Here is a 13,820-nt window from a genome sequence, read left to right on the forward strand (position 1 = left end):
GGGCCAGGACGCGTTCAGCTCGGGCTCCCGGACGGTCCGGGGTGGTCGCCGCCGCGGATCTGGTCGACGGCGTGCGGCAGCAGGTCGGTGAGGACGGCGAGGCCGTCGCGGACCCCGCCGGACGAGCCGGGGAGGTTGACGATCAGGGTCGTACCGGCGACGCCCGCGAGCCCGCGGGAGAGGGCGGCGGTGGGGACCTTCGTCCGGCCGGCGGCGCGGATCGCCTCGGGGATGCCGGGGACCTCGTAGTCCAGGACGCGGCGGGTGGCCTCGGGGGTGCGGTCGGTGGGCGAGAGGCCCGTGCCGCCGGTGGTGAGGATGACGGCGTAGCGGGCCGAGGCGACGGCGGCCTGCAGGGCCGCTTCCACCGGGTCGCCGTCGGGGACCACCTGCGGGCCGTCGACCTCGAAGCCCATGGCGGTCAGGCCCTCGGCGAGCAGCGGGCCGCCCTTGTCGGCGTAGACGCCGGCCGCGGCGCGGTTGGAGGCGGTGACGACCAGGGCGCGGGCCGGGGTCATGACCGGCTCCAGTCGCCGGACTTGCCGCCGGTCTTCTCCTCGACGCGGATGTCGGAGATGACGGCGGCCTTGTCGACGGCCTTGACCATGTCGACGACGGTGAGGGCGGCCACGGAGACCGCGGTCAGCGCCTCCATTTCGACGCCGGTGCGGTCGGTGGTCTTGACGGTGGCGGTGATCTCGACGGCGTCGTCGGCGACGGAGAGGTCGAGCGTGACGCCGGAGACGGCCAGCGGGTGGCAGAGCGGGATCAGGTCCGGGGTGCGCTTGGCGCCCATGATGCCGGCGATCCGGGCGGTGGCCAGGGCATCGCCCTTGGGCATGCCCTCGCCCCGCAGCAACTCGATGACCTGCGGCGATACCAGGACCCGGCCGTGGGCGCGGGCGGTGCGGGCGGTGACGTCCTTGGCGGAGACGTCGACCATCCGCGCCGCGCCCGCCGCGTCGAGATGGGTGAGGTGGTGCTGGCCGCTGCTCATCGTTCTCCCGGTCAAAACTGCCGCCTGTGGGACGACACCGTACCCCCGGCGGAAGCGGCTCAGCCGAGCAGGACGACGTCCACCTCGCTGTCCGCGGTGACCTCGGTGGCCTCCTCGGGGACGACGATCAGCGCATTGGCGTGTGCCATGGCCTTGATCAGGTGGGAGCCGGCGCCGCCGACGGGGGCGACCGTGCCGGCCTCGGCGTCATGGGAGCCGCGCAGGAACTGGCGGCGCCCCTTGGGCGAGGAGGCGATCGCGTCGGTGATCCGGGCGCGGAGGGTGGGGCGGTGGACGTCGGACAGGCCCATGAGGGTGCGGAGGGCGGGGCGTACGAACAGCTCGAAGGAGACGTAGGAGCTGACCGGATTGCCGGGCAGGGCGAGCAGCGGGATGCGGTCGGGGCCGATGAGGCCGAAGCCCTGGGGCTTGCCGGGCTGCATCGCAAGTTTGCGGAACTCGACCGTCCCCTCCTCTGCGGACAGCGCGGTCAGGGTCTCCTTGACCACGTCGTAGGCGCCGACGCTGACGCCGCCGCTGGTGACGAGGAGGTCGGCCCGGATGAGCTGGTCCTCAAGAGTGGAGCGGAGGGTCTCGGCGTCGTCGGCGACGGCGCCGACGCGGTAGGCGAGGGCGCCGGCGGCGCGGGCGGCGGCGGTGAGCTGGAAGCTGTTGGAGTCATGGATCTGGCCGGGGCCCAACGCCTCGCCGGGCTGGACGAGTTCGCTGCCGGTCGACAGCACCACGACGCGGGGGCGGGGCCGTACCCGGACCGTGCCGCGGCCGAGGGCGGCGAGCAGGCCGATCTGGGAGGGGCCGAGGACCGTGCCCGCCGCCAGGGCCGGCTCGCCTTCGGTGACATCGCTGCCGCGGGTGCGGATATGGGCGCCGGCGGCGGCCGGGCGGTGGACGCGGACCTCGCCGCCGGCGTCCTGCGGGGCGGCGCTGTGGGCGCGCATCTCGGCGGCCGGGCCCTCGCCCGCTCCGCCGTCGGTCCACTCGACGGGGACGACGGCATCGGCGCCGGGCGGCAGCGGGGCGCCGGTCATGATGCGGGCGGCCTGGCCGGGGCCGACGGACGGCAGCTCGCCGGGGCCGGCCGCGATGTCCCCGATGACGGTGAGGGGGACCGGGGCGTCCTGGGTGGCGGACGCGGTGTCGGCGGCGCGGACGGCATAGCCGTCCATGGAGCTGTTGTCGAACGGCGGCAGGGCGACCGGGACCGTGATGTCCTCGACCAGGACGCAGCCCTGGGCGTCGAGGAGTTGCAGCTCGATCGGGTCGAGCGGGGCGATCTTCGACAGGACGTCGTCGAGATGCTCGTCCACCGACCAGACGCGGTCCTGGTGGCGGGTCTGGCCGGTGGTGCCGTTCAACGTTTTACATCTCCTCGGTCACGTAACTGCGAAGCCAGGACCGGAAGTCCGGGCCGAGGTCTTCACGTTCGCATGCGAGTCGGACAATGGCACGCAGATAGTCGCCGCGGTCACCGGTGTCATAGCGGCGGCCCTTGAAGACGACGCCGTGCACCGGGCCGCCGAGGGCGGGGTCGGCGGCCAGCGCCTGGAGGGCGTCGGTGAGCTGGATCTCACCGCCGCGGCCCGGGGCGGTCTTGCGCAGCACCTCGAAGACGGCCGGGTCGAGGACGTAGCGGCCGATGATGGCGAGGTTGCTGGGGGCCTCGGCCGGATCGGGCTTCTCGACCAGGTCGGAGACGCTCACCACGTCGTCGTCGCCGGTGGGGGTGGCGGCCGCGCAGCCGTAGAGGTGGATCTGGGCCGGGTCGACCTCCATGAGGGCGATGACCGAGCCGCCGTACTGCGCCTGTATCTCGACCATGCGCGCCAGCAGCGGGTCACGGGGGTCGATCAGGTCGTCGCCGAGGAGGACGGCGAAGGGCTGGTCGCCGACGTGTGGCGCGGCGCACAGCACCGCGTGGCCCAGGCCCCTGGGGTCGCCCTGGCGTACGTAGTGCATGGTCGCCAGGTCACTGGACTCCTGGACCTTGGCGAGGCGGGACTCGTCGCCCTTGCGGTGCAGGGCCTCTTCGAGTTCGTAGTTGCGGTCGAAGTGGTCTTCGAGGGGGCGCTTGTTGCGGCCGGTCACCATCAGGACGTCGGAGAGTCCGGCGGCGGCCGCCTCCTCCACCACGTACTGGATGGCGGGCTTGTCGACGACCGGGAGCATCTCCTTGGGCGTGGCCTTGGTGGCGGGGAGAAACCGGGTGCCGAGGCCGGCTGCGGGGATGACAGCCTTGCTGATCCGCGTGTGCGATGGGGTCATGCGCGACACCATAACCGGCCCTATCGGAATGATGATGAGGGTACGGCGAAAAGGCACAAGAGCGGGAGCAAGGGCACACAAGTGAGCGTGGATCACGGTAGAAAGCGCAGGTTGCGACGGGACCTCCTGGAGGTGAGGAGTGCGTTGCCGCCGGATGTCCTCGCGTCGACGGGCGAGGCGCTGGCCCGGCACACACTGGAGCTGGCCGAGTTGGCCGCGACCGGCTCCCCGCGCACCGTCGCCGCGTACGTCTCCATCGGCGGTGAGCCCTCCACCCGCGCGCTGCTGGACCGGTTGCGGGCGGCCGGGGTGCGGGTGCTGCTGCCGGTCCTGCTGGCGGACAACGATCTGGACTGGGCGGACTACGAGGGCGCCGAGCGGCTCGTCCGGGCGGGCCGCGGGCTGCTGGAGCCGGCCGGGCCGCGGCGGGGCCCCGAGGCCGTCACCGAGGCGGACGTGGTGCTGCTGCCGGGGCTCGCCGTGGACCGTACGGGGCTGCGGCTGGGGCGCGGCGGCGGCTCCTACGACCGGGTGCTGGCGCGGCTGGAGCGGGCCGGTGCGCGGACGTCGCTGGTGGTGCTGCTCTATGACGCGGAGCTGCTGGCCGAGGTGCCGGCCGAGCCGCACGACCGGCATGTCCATGCCGCGGTGACCCCGTCGGGGGTGCACCGGTTCGCGGCGCCGGGGGCCCGTACAGAGGGCTGAAGCACGTCCCGCCACCGGGAAGCCGTAGGGGCGGACCGGGTTGTTCCGGCCCGCCCCTACGGTGCGGAGATCAGCGGCGGCGCGCGCCGCCCGCCCCTACGGCGACAGCGTCAGGGTGTCCTTGCCCGCCTTCTTGACGGCGTCCTCGCTGTACGCCCAGGGCAGCAGTTCGCCCTTGGCCCACTTGTCGGTCTGGTCGTAGTAGTGGGCGTCGTAGGCGTGCCCGGAGGCGCCGGTGAGGTTGATCCAGCGGGACTTGTCGAGGTCGGCGAGGTTGACCACCATCCGCATCGACGGGACCCAGGTGACGTTGTAGCCGCCGGCGGCGTTCCAGCCGGTGGCGTCGACCGCGGCCTCGCCGCCGCCGACGTTCCAGGGACCGCGGTTGAACAGGCCCTGCAGCATGCCGGGGCCGTCGGTGCCCAGCGTCTGGTTCTTCAGGAACATCTGGTGGAGCCGGCCCCAGCTCCAGTTGTCGATGTTCTTGCCCAGCTTGGAGGTCAGCTCGTAGCGCGCGTCCGCCATGGCGTGCGCGAGGAGCTGGTCGCGGTTCTTGTCACCGGGGCGGCCGGGCCGGTCCTCGGTCTTCCACCAGGCGTTGTTGGGGTCGTCGAGGATGCCCCGGACGACCTCGTACCAGCTGTCGCCGCCGTCGGGCTGGGCGGTGTCGCCGGCCCGCTCGCCGCATTCGCGGACGTACTTGTCGTTCTCGTCGGCGGGACCGGTCTCGTCGGCCGGGCGGACGGTCAGGCACTGCCCTTCGGGGCGCAGCTCCTTGGGCATCTTGTTGCCGAAGGCGAGCTTGAGGGTGTTGCGCCAGACGGCGTTGAAGTAGGCGGCCGCGGCGGAGTCGGGCTCCTGGGTGAAGTCCCAGCCCTCCAGCAGCTGCTGGGCGTCGCGGACGTACTTGTCCTTGATGTCGATCTTCGTCAGGTAGGGCGTCAGCAGCCGGGCGATCTCGCTGCTGTTGTCCTTCTGGAAGGCCTGCATGTCGTCCGTGGAGACCTTGCCGCCGTCCTTGATCTTCGACTGGATCAGGTCGTTGATCCGCTGGCTGCGGGAGCCGTAGCCCCAGTCCTTGGTGAGGAGGTAGGGGTACTTCTCGTCGGTGACGGCCTGGTTGGCGGTGACGATGTAGCCGCGCTTGGGGTTGTACTCGTACGGCAGGGACTTCTGCGGGACATAGCCGGTCCACTGGTACTTCGGGTCCCAGCCGGGTGCCGGGTAGGTGCCGTCGAAGCCGCCGTCACCCTTGCCGCGGACCGGGATCTGGCCCGGGGCCTGGTAGCCGATGTTGCCCTTGGTGTCGGCGTAGATCAGGTTCTGGGACGGGACCTCGAAGTGCCCGGCGGCCTTGCGGAAGTCGGTCCAGTTCTTGGCGCGGTTGAGTTCGAAGACGGCGTCCATGGACTTGCCGGGGTTCAGCGCGGTCCAGCGCAGCGAGACGGCGTAGCCGTCGCCGCGGTCCGGGGCGGCGTTGCCGACCGGGGCGTCCTTGCCGACACCGGCCAGTTCGTTGTCGCGGTCGGAGACGATCGGCCCGTTGTTCTTGGTGGAGCGCACGGTGATCTCGCGGCTCGCACCGCCGGCGACCTTGATGGTCTCCTTGCGGGTCACGAAGGGCTGCTGCCGGTTGTCGTAGAGGTAGCCGTCGGCGTCGACCTTCTCCAGGTACAGATCGGTGACGTCCGCGCCGAGGTTGGTCATGCCCCAGGAGACGTCCTGGTTGTGGCCGATGACGACGCCCGGCATACCGGAGAAGGTGAAGCCGGAGACGTCGTAGTTGCACTTGGGACTCGTGGTGCGGCAGTGCAGGCCCATCTGGTACCAGAGCGAGGGCATCTGCGGTGCCAGGTGCGGGTCGTTGGCGAGCAGCGGCTTGCCGGTGGTGGTGTGGGCGCCGGAGACGACCCAGGAGTTGGAGCCGATGCCGTTGCCGTTGGGGCCGAGCAGCGCGGGCACCTTGTCGAGTGTCTTGGACAGCGAGGACAGCTGCGACTGGTAGCCGGTCAGCGCGCCCGCGGCGCCCGCGGGGGCGGCGTTGGCCGCCGCGCCGGGCTTGAACTGCTTGGTGGCCGGGTCGACCGAACCGCCTTCGACGATCGGCTTGTTCCGCTTGTACGGGTATGCCGGGTACAGCTGATTGATCTGCGCCGGGCTGAAGCGGCTGGTCATCAGGGACCGGTCGATCTCTTCCTGCATGTTGCCGCGCAGGTCCCAGGCCATCGCCTTGAGCCAGGCCACCGAGTCGACCGGCGTCCACTTCTCGGGCTTGTAGTCGTTCTGGAAGTCCAGCGCCGCGTACTCCAGGGACAGCGCGGATCCCTCGTGGTCCTTGAGGTAGGCGTTGACGCCCGCGGAGTAGGACTGGAGGTACTTCTTGGTGGCGGGCGACAGCTTGGTGTCGTACTCCTTCTGCGCCACCCGGTGCCAGCCCATGGTGCGCAGGAAGGAGTCGGTCTTGACCTGGCTCTTGCCGAACATCTCCGAGAGCCGGCCGGCGGTCATGTGCCGCCGGACGTCCATCTCCCAGAAGCGGTCCTGCGCCTGGACGTATCCCTGGGCGCGGAAGAGGTCTTCGTCGGTGTCCGCGTAGATCTGCGGGATGCCGTTGGCATCGCGGGTGACGTCCACCGGGTTGGTCAGACCCGGGACTTTGAGCGAGCCGGTGGTCTGCGGGAACGAGGCCCGGACGGTACTGACACCCCAGAACGCGCCGAAGCCGATGCCCGCCACGAGCAGCAGCACGACCGTGATCGCGACGAGGCGGCCGCGCCGCCCCTTCTTCTTCCTGGGGACTGGGCCGGACTTGTTGGCGGGCATCTCTGTCCTTCGAGGGGCAGGGTGGGAGTGCTGGAGCAACCATAGGCGCACGGGTTGGGCGACCCCTACGCGGAGTCACCGCCAGCACATCCAACCTTCAAGTAATGGTAAATTGTTAGTCTCAGTAACTAGATACGTTAAGGAAAAGCGCTCCGGCACCTGTGCGAAAGGATCAGCTCCTGACTGTCGACCACCTCAACGAACTCCTGCTGATCTGCTCGCTCGTACTGCTCATCGCGGTGGCCGCGGTACGGGTCTCCTCGCGCAGCGGGCTCCCCAGCCTGCTCATCTACCTGGGGATAGGCATCGCCATCGGGCAGGACGGCCCCGGCGGCGTCGTCTTCGACAACGCCGGACTGACCCAACTCCTCGGCTATGCCGCACTGGTCGTGATCCTCGCCGAGGGCGGCCTGGGCACCAAGTGGAAAGAGATCAAACCGGCGCTGCCAAGGGCGGCGGCGCTGTCGACGGTCGGCGTCGCGGTGAGCGTGGGGGTCACCGCGGCCGGCGCGCACTATCTGGCCGGACTCGACTGGCGCCAGGCGCTGCTGATCGGCGCCGTGGTGTCCTCCACCGACGCCGCGGCCGTCTTCTCCGTACTGCGCAATGTGCCGCTGCCGGCCCGGCTGACCGGCATCCTGGAGGCCGAATCCGGCTTCAACGACGCCCCCGTCGTCATCCTCGTCGTCGCCTTCTCCGCCGTGGGAAGGGTCGGCCCCTGGTACGTCCTGCTCGGCACGATCGCCCTGGAGCTGCTGATCGGCGCCGCCATCGGACTGGCCATAGGCTGGCTCGGCGCCTACGCCATGCGGCACGTCGCGCTGCCCGCGTCCGGCCTGTACCCGATCGCCGTCATGGCCATCGCGGTCTCCGCGTACGCGGCCGGTGCGCTGGCGCACGGGTCCGGCTTCCTCGCCGTCTATCTGGCCGCGGTGATCCTCGGCAACGCCAAACTGCCGCACGCCCCGGCCACCCGCGGCTTCGCCGAAGGCCTCGGCTGGATCGGCCAGATCGGCATGTTCGTCCTGCTGGGGCTGCTGGTGACCCCGCACAACCTGCTCGACGACATCGTGCCCGCGCTGCTGATCGGCATGATCCTGACGATCGTGGCCCGGCCGATGTCCGTGTTCGTGGCGCTGCTGCCGTGGCGGATGCCGTGGCAGGAGAAGACCCTGCTGTCCTGGGCCGGGCTGCGCGGTGCGGTCCCGATCGTGCTGGCGACCATCCCGATGGTGACCCATGTGCCCGGCAGCGAGCGGGTCTTCAACATCGTCTTCGTGCTGGTCGTCATCTACACCTTCGTCCAGGGGCCGACGCTGCCCTGGCTCGCCCGGCGGCTGCGGCTGGGCGACGGCGAGGAGGCCGCCGACCTGGGCATCGAATCGGCGCCGCTGGAGCGGCTGCGCGGCCATCTGCTGTCGACCACCATCGGCCCGACGTCCCGTATGCACGGCGTCGAGGTCGGTGAGCTGCGGATGCCCGCGGGCGCCGCGGTCACCCTCGTCGTACGGGACGGCACCAGCTTCGTCCCCGCGCCCACGACGGTGCTGCGCCGCGGCGACGAGCTGCTGGTGGTCGCCACCGACCCGGTGCGCGACACTGCCGAGCGGCGGCTGCAGGCGGTTTCCCAGGGCGGCAAGCTGGCCGGCTGGCTGGGCATCCATGGCTCCCCGGGGCGGCGGCACGACTCACGCTGAGCGGCCGCGGACCCGGAAATGTGCTGCACATCTCCACGGATCCTAAGGAAATTCCCGGGAAGTCCTGCCCGATCCCAGGGCTTCCCGCGCTGCGGCCTGTAGTATGAAGAGGCACATAGACGAACCAACTCTGCCTGACGCAGAGCTGGCGCGACCGCTCGGCGGCCGCGGTCCTCTGCCCCACGCAGCCACCTCTCCGGTGCGGACCACGCGGTATCACTCGGTCCTGCGCGAGAGGACAGCTCTCGGCGCGCATCCGTGACGACCTCGCGGGTGGCGCGCTACCAGGCGGCAGAAAGGCCCGGCCGTGGCATCCGCGGTCAAGGACTCCCGTTCCGGTTACGGATCACTGCTCCGCACCCCTGGTGCATGGACATTCCTGCTGCCCGGCTTTCTGGCCCGGCAGCCCTTCGCCATGCTGACCATCGGCATCGTGCTGCTCGTCCAGTCCACCACCGGCTCGTACGGCACCGCGGGCGCGGTCTCCGCCACCACCGGCGTCTCGATGGCGCTGTTCGCCCCGCAGAGTGGCAGGCTCGCCGACCGCTTCGGCCAGCGCGCGGTGCTGCTCCCCGGCGTACTGGCGCACACTGCCGGCGTCGTGGCCCTGATCACCCTCGCCCTGGCGCACGCCCCGCTGTGGGCGCTGCTCGCGGTGGCCGTCCCCACGGGCGCCTCGACGCCGCAGGTCGGCCCGATGGTGCGGGCCCGCTGGGCGGCCCGGCTCGGCGGCAGCCCGCTGATGCCGACGGCCGCCGCCTTCGAGTCGGTGACCGACGAGTTCACCTTCGTGGTCGGCCCGGTGCTGGCCACGGCGCTGTGCACCGGCATCCACCCGGCGGCCGGGCTGATCGCCGAGGCCGCGCTGACCCTGGCCGGCGGGCTGCTGTTCGCCGCGCAGAAGCGCAGCCAGCCGGCGGTGCACCGGGCCGGGGCCGGCGACCGGCCGCGCGTCTCGGCGCTGTCGGTGCCCGGCGTACGCGTCCTGATCGTGGCGTTCCTCGGCATCGGCACCGTCTTCGGCGGGATGCAGGTCTCGCTGACCGCGTTCACCCAGCACATCGGGCAGCCCGGCATCAACGGCGTGCTCTACGGGATCTTCGCGGGCGGCAACATGCTCGCCGGTATCGCCTGCGGCGCGATCGCCTGGAAGGTCGGCCCGCGGCGCCGGCTGCTGGTCGCCTACGGGCTGCTCGCGCTGGCCACGACCCCGCTGTGGGCGGTGACCGCGGTGCCGCTGCTGGGCGCCGTCGGCCTGGTCGTCGGCCTGTGCATCGCCCCGGCCCTGATCACCGGCTACACCCTCGTGGAGACGCTGGTGCCGGCCGCCGCCCGGACCGAGGCCTTCACCTGGCTGACCGGTGCGGTCGCGCTGGGCCAGGCGGCCGCGGCCACCTCGGCCGGTCAGCTCGCGGACGGCTTCGGGCCGAGCAGCGGATTCCTGGTGCCGCTGACCGGTACGGCGCTGGCCTGCACCGTGCTGCTGGCGCTCCGCGCCCACCTGCTGCCGCGCGGCTCGGCCGCGGGTGCCGGCGCCGTCACTCAGCACGTCCCGGACCGGGCCGGCGCCGGCGCCGAGGACCGGGAGCGGGAGCTGGCGCGCGCCTGAACGGACGTGGAGTCGGTCACCGTTGCGCCGGTCACGGTGGACTGATGGCCAGGAATACTGCAAGATGGAGCGTCGTTAGCACTCATCGAGTGAGAGTGCCAGGAGGAAGACAAGTGCCGACCTACCAGTACCAGTGCACCGAGTGCGGCGAGGGCCTCGAGGCGGTGCAGAAGTTCAGCGACGACGCGCTCACGGAGTGCCCCAGCTGCAACGGACGCCTCAAGAAGGTGTTCTCCGCGGTCGGCATCGTCTTCAAGGGCTCCGGCTTCTACCGCAACGACAGCCGCGGCTCGTCGTCCAGCAGCAGCCCCGCGAAGACCCCCGCCACGTCCGGCACCGCGTCCTCCTCGGACTCGTCGAGCTCCTCGTCCGGCAGCTCCGAGACCAAGGCCGCAGCTCCCGCCGCCTCGTCCTCCGGCAGCAGCTCGGGCACCAGCTCCGCAGCCTGACCCACAGCGTTCCGGGCCCCGCCGTCACCGACGGCGGGGCCCGCTGTCTTACGGGTTGCTTTCGTCCGCGTCACCCTTATGCCCCACGACACCGCGCCCCGATAGTGTGACCGGCATGGCTGAAGCGGAGATTGGCGTAATCGGCGGCTCGGGGTTCTACTCCTTCCTCGACGACGTGACCGAGGTCACGGTGGACACCCCTTATGGGCGCCCCAGCGACTCGCTCTTCCTGGGGAAGATCGCCGGCCGCAAGGTCGCCTTCCTGCCCCGGCACGGCCGCGGCCACCATCTCCCGCCGCACCGCATCAACTACCGCGCCAACATGTGGGCGCTGCGCTCGCTCGGCGTGCGCCAGGTCCTCGGCCCGTGCGCGGTCGGCGGGCTGCGCCCCGAGTACGGCCCCGGCACGCTGCTCGTCCCCGACCAGCTCGTGGACCGCACCAAGGCCCGGACGCAGACCTACTTCGACGGGGAGACGCTGCCGGACGGCAGCACCCCCAACGTCGTCCATCTGACCTTCGCCGACCCGTACTGCCCCACCGGGCGGGAGGCCGCCCTCGCGGCGGCCCGCGGCCGGGACTGGGAGCCGGTGGACGGCGGCACCCTCGTCGTCATCGAGGGTCCCCGCTTCTCGACCCGCGCCGAATCGCGCTGGCACGCCGCGCAGGGCTGGTCGGTGGTGGGCATGACCGGGCACCCCGAGGCCGTCCTGGCCCGTGAACTGAGCCTGTGCTACACCTCGTTGACGCTGGTCACCGACCTGGACGCGGGCACCGAGACCGGCCATGGCGTCTCCCACGAAGAGGTCTTCCGGGTCTTCGCGCAGAACGTGGACCGGCTGCGCGACGTCCTCTTCGACGCGGTCGCCGCACTCCCCGACAACGCCGCCCGCAACTGCCTGTGCACCGACGCCCACGCGGGCTGGGACCTGGGTATCGAACTGCCGTAACGCGACGCGGCCTCACCCTTCGGGGTGGCCGAGTTGTCCACAGGGGCGGGGTCGTACACAGCCTGGAGCGGGCCGGCGCGGACTCCGGCACGGTGGTGATCGCCGGTTCTCCGAACCCCTCACCCCAGGCGGTGCCCAGATGTCGATGTCCCTTACCCCGTCCGCTCCCTCTCCTCCGACCGACTCCGATCTCCTCTCCCCTCCGCTTCCCGCTCCCCCGCCGTGTGAGGTGCCGCACTTCCCACCGGTGCGGGCCGGAGGCGGCCGGCCCCGGCTGGGCCGGACCGGGCGGCGGCGCCTGCTGGCCGCCGGACTGGCGACGGCCGCCGCGGTACTGGCCGGCGGCGCGTCGTACGGCGCCGTACGAGCCACTCCCGCCGCCGGCTGCCCCTCGCCGACGGCCGTGGGCAGGCGGTGACCATGCTTCAAGATCGAGTGGCTTCGGCAGCCGGGTCACGTGACACTGCTGCGAGTGGCAGAGCGGCTGCCGTGCGCCCGTGGCGGCCCGCCCAGCGCCCCGGTACCGCGCTCTCTGCCCACCCGGACCGCAGGAGCGGCCCCCTCCGCCCGACCCGCACCCACGCTGTCGCCGGTCGCCGGTCGGCGCGGCAGGACTGGACACCTCCGCCCTGCTCTGACGTAAGTTGCGGTGCTGAACGTCGGTGCACCGTGTGTAGTGAGCAAGGAATGAGGCTGTCAGGTGAGCGAGAGCAAGGGCGTCCTGCAGGGATTCAAGGAATTCCTGATGCGCGGCAACGTCATCGAACTCGCGGTGGCGGTCGTCGTCGGTGCGGCATTCACGAACATCGTCAACGCGGTGGTGAAGGGGATCATCAACCCCCTGGTGGGTGCGCTCGGCTCACAGAACCTCGATCATTACCAGTCCTGTCTGACCGCAACCTGCGCCACGGATTCCAAGACGGGCGCCTTCACCGACGGCATCTACATCCTCTGGGGCTCCGTGCTCAGCGCCGCCCTGACGTTCCTGATCACCGCCGCGGTCGTTTACTTCCTCATGATCCTTCCGATAAACAAGTGGAAGGAGCGCCAGGCGGCCAGGAAGCCCGCGGACGAGGCCCCGCTGGGCCCGACCGAGATCGAGCTGCTGACGGAGATCCGCGATGCGCTGATCGCGCAGCACCACGGCACGATGCCCGTGCCCTCGCGCACCATCGGCATCCAGAAGACGCGCGAGTAGCAGGCGCCGAACGGCCGGCCGAAGCCGCCCCGTCGCCTCGCTCAGAGGTGGTGGGGCGGCTTTTCGTCGAGGAAGCGGGCGAGGTCGGCGGCGCTGTCCCCGCCACTGGGGCGCTCGCCCCAGCCGCGGTCGGTGTCGTCCGAGGACTGCTGGTTCAGCGGATCGTCGAAGATCAGCCGCGCCGCGGGCTTGCGGGGCGCGGGCTTGCGGGCCGGGCGCGCGGCGGGCGCGGGCTCGGCGGCCTGTTCGGCGGCGGAGGCGTCCTGGGGCGCGGCGGCCGGCTCGTGTTCGGGGGTGGTGCTCACCCGTCCAGGGTACGGCCGGCCCGGATGCGGCTACCGACCGGCGCGGGCCGCCCGCGGCTCCCTTGGCGGCGGGCGACCGCGGGCTATGCCGTGCTCAGCGCACCCGATGTGGGAGGGCGGGCCGGAAGGGACCGCGATACGGGAAGGCGGGCCGGCAGCGACCGCCTTCAGCCTCCCCGACGGGATCGTCGCTCACCGGTGATGGAGCGCCCGTGCACGGGCCGCGTCGACGGGACCGTCCTCGGGGATCGGCAGAAAGTACTTCACCTGCCACGCCTGCGTACTTCGGGCCTGGCGGCTGGTGGTCTCCACCCACGGCGGATAGATGCGGAAGGCCCGCTTTCCACCGGCCCCGTTCCGGGAAACGATGCCCCGCTCGCAGAGCACCTCCCGCGGAAAGACGAAGTGCCCGAACCGCTCGCCGTCGCGGGTGCTGATGACGAAGAGATCGACCGGGTCCGAGGAATCGAAGGGTTCAATCGGCCCGCCGGGGCGCCGCTTCCACACCGTGACGAACTGGCCGACCTTCGTCGGCGTTGTTTTGCCCACCCGAAACCTGACGGAGGAGCCGTCGAGAGTGAATTCATGCGCCGCGTACTCGGCGCTCTCGGCTTCGGGCACCGGCCGCGAACAGACGAATCCGCACGGGTCGTACACCGATGCCTTCGCCGCAAGAAGCTCACCGTGCAGCGATTCTCCGTCCGGCCACGGTGTGGGAACTGTGGGGCCGTGGTCCGAAGGTGCCCCGGAATATGTCGCCATTCCGGCATCCTGCCATCGCTGGTCGCCGGGCCCCTCGGCGGGA

Annotated in this window: 14 protein-coding genes; 7 read left to right on the forward strand and 7 right to left on the reverse strand. The window is 71.3% G+C overall.

Annotated elements, in window-relative coordinates:
- Nucleotides 1-14: 14 nt before the first annotated feature.
- Genes BKA18_RS15015 through galU form a run of 4 tightly spaced genes read right to left on the reverse strand, consistent with a single transcriptional unit; the run spans nucleotide 15 to nucleotide 3,280 of the window.
- Nucleotides 15-518, reverse strand: coding sequence for a MogA/MoaB family molybdenum cofactor biosynthesis protein (locus BKA18_RS15015; RefSeq protein ID WP_006605078.1), 504 nt, complete (start codon nucleotides 516-518; stop codon nucleotides 15-17).
- Nucleotides 515-997: a cyclic pyranopterin monophosphate synthase MoaC gene (gene moaC, locus BKA18_RS15020; RefSeq protein WP_366046768.1), complete on the reverse strand. Its 483-nt coding sequence runs from the start codon at nucleotides 995-997 to the stop codon at nucleotides 515-517. Before moaC ends, BKA18_RS15015 begins: the two co-directional genes overlap by 4 nt.
- 59 nt (nucleotides 998-1,056) lie before the next feature.
- The gene (gene glp, locus BKA18_RS15025; RefSeq protein ID WP_366046767.1) at nucleotides 1,057-2,373 is read right to left on the reverse strand and encodes a molybdotransferase-like divisome protein Glp; all 1,317 of its coding nucleotides are present in this window, start codon (nucleotides 2,371-2,373) and stop codon (nucleotides 1,057-1,059) included.
- Between the two features lie 4 nt (nucleotides 2,374-2,377).
- The gene (gene galU, locus BKA18_RS15030) at nucleotides 2,378-3,280 is read right to left on the reverse strand and encodes a UTP--glucose-1-phosphate uridylyltransferase GalU (RefSeq protein ID WP_006605075.1); all 903 of its coding nucleotides are present in this window, start codon (nucleotides 3,278-3,280) and stop codon (nucleotides 2,378-2,380) included.
- A 111-nt stretch (nucleotides 3,281-3,391) separates the two neighbouring features.
- On the opposite strand from galU, the gene BKA18_RS15035 reads away from it, so the two are divergent.
- Complete coding sequence (locus tag BKA18_RS15035) at nucleotides 3,392-3,985, forward strand: 5-formyltetrahydrofolate cyclo-ligase (protein ID WP_281424940.1); 594 nt, start codon at nucleotides 3,392-3,394, stop codon at nucleotides 3,983-3,985.
- A 96-nt stretch (nucleotides 3,986-4,081) separates the two neighbouring features.
- On the opposite strand, the gene BKA18_RS15040 is transcribed toward BKA18_RS15035, so the two are convergent.
- On the reverse strand, nucleotides 4,082-6,808 hold the full coding sequence (locus BKA18_RS15040; protein WP_366046766.1) for a penicillin acylase family protein: 2,727 nt from the start codon (nucleotides 6,806-6,808) through the stop codon (nucleotides 4,082-4,084).
- A 161-nt stretch (nucleotides 6,809-6,969) separates the two neighbouring features.
- On the opposite strand from BKA18_RS15040, the gene BKA18_RS15045 reads away from it, so the two are divergent.
- From BKA18_RS15045 to mscL, 6 genes are all read left to right on the forward strand, one after another.
- Nucleotides 6,970-8,505 carry a potassium/proton antiporter gene (locus BKA18_RS15045; protein ID WP_366046765.1) on the forward strand — a complete coding sequence of 512 codons (1,536 nt, stop codon included), beginning with the start codon at nucleotides 6,970-6,972 and terminating at the stop codon, nucleotides 8,503-8,505.
- Nucleotides 8,506-8,812: 307 nt separating this feature from the next.
- Nucleotides 8,813-10,114, forward strand: coding sequence for an MFS transporter (locus BKA18_RS15050; RefSeq protein ID WP_366046764.1), 1,302 nt, complete (start codon nucleotides 8,813-8,815; stop codon nucleotides 10,112-10,114).
- Nucleotides 10,115-10,227: 113 nt separating this feature from the next.
- Entirely contained in the window at nucleotides 10,228-10,563 is a 336-nt protein-coding gene (locus tag BKA18_RS15055; RefSeq protein WP_366046763.1) for an FmdB family zinc ribbon protein, read from the forward strand.
- A 115-nt stretch (nucleotides 10,564-10,678) separates the two neighbouring features.
- Complete coding sequence (locus BKA18_RS15060) at nucleotides 10,679-11,512, forward strand: S-methyl-5'-thioadenosine phosphorylase (RefSeq protein WP_040900602.1); 834 nt, start codon at nucleotides 10,679-10,681, stop codon at nucleotides 11,510-11,512.
- A gap of 139 nt (nucleotides 11,513-11,651) precedes the next feature.
- Nucleotides 11,652-11,930, forward strand: a complete 279-nt coding sequence (locus BKA18_RS15065; RefSeq protein WP_366046762.1) for a hypothetical protein — start codon at nucleotides 11,652-11,654, stop codon at nucleotides 11,928-11,930.
- Between the two features lie 282 nt (nucleotides 11,931-12,212).
- On the forward strand, nucleotides 12,213-12,710 hold the full coding sequence (mscL, locus tag BKA18_RS15070) for a large conductance mechanosensitive channel protein MscL (RefSeq protein ID WP_366046761.1): 498 nt from the start codon (nucleotides 12,213-12,215) through the stop codon (nucleotides 12,708-12,710).
- A 41-nt stretch (nucleotides 12,711-12,751) separates the two neighbouring features.
- Here the strand turns inward: mscL and BKA18_RS15075 are convergent, their stop codons facing one another.
- Nucleotides 12,752-13,015, reverse strand: coding sequence for a hypothetical protein (locus tag BKA18_RS15075; RefSeq protein ID WP_366046760.1), 264 nt, complete (start codon nucleotides 13,013-13,015; stop codon nucleotides 12,752-12,754).
- A 192-nt stretch (nucleotides 13,016-13,207) separates the two neighbouring features.
- Nucleotides 13,208-13,672 carry a MepB family protein gene (locus BKA18_RS15080; protein WP_366046799.1) on the reverse strand — a complete coding sequence of 155 codons (465 nt, stop codon included), beginning with the start codon at nucleotides 13,670-13,672 and terminating at the stop codon, nucleotides 13,208-13,210.
- Nucleotides 13,673-13,820 lie beyond the last annotated feature (148 nt).

Origin of the sequence: Streptomyces auratus, from assembly GCF_050433025.1 — a bacterium.
GTDB lineage: Bacteria > Actinomycetota > Actinomycetes > Streptomycetales > Streptomycetaceae > Streptomyces > Streptomyces sioyaensis.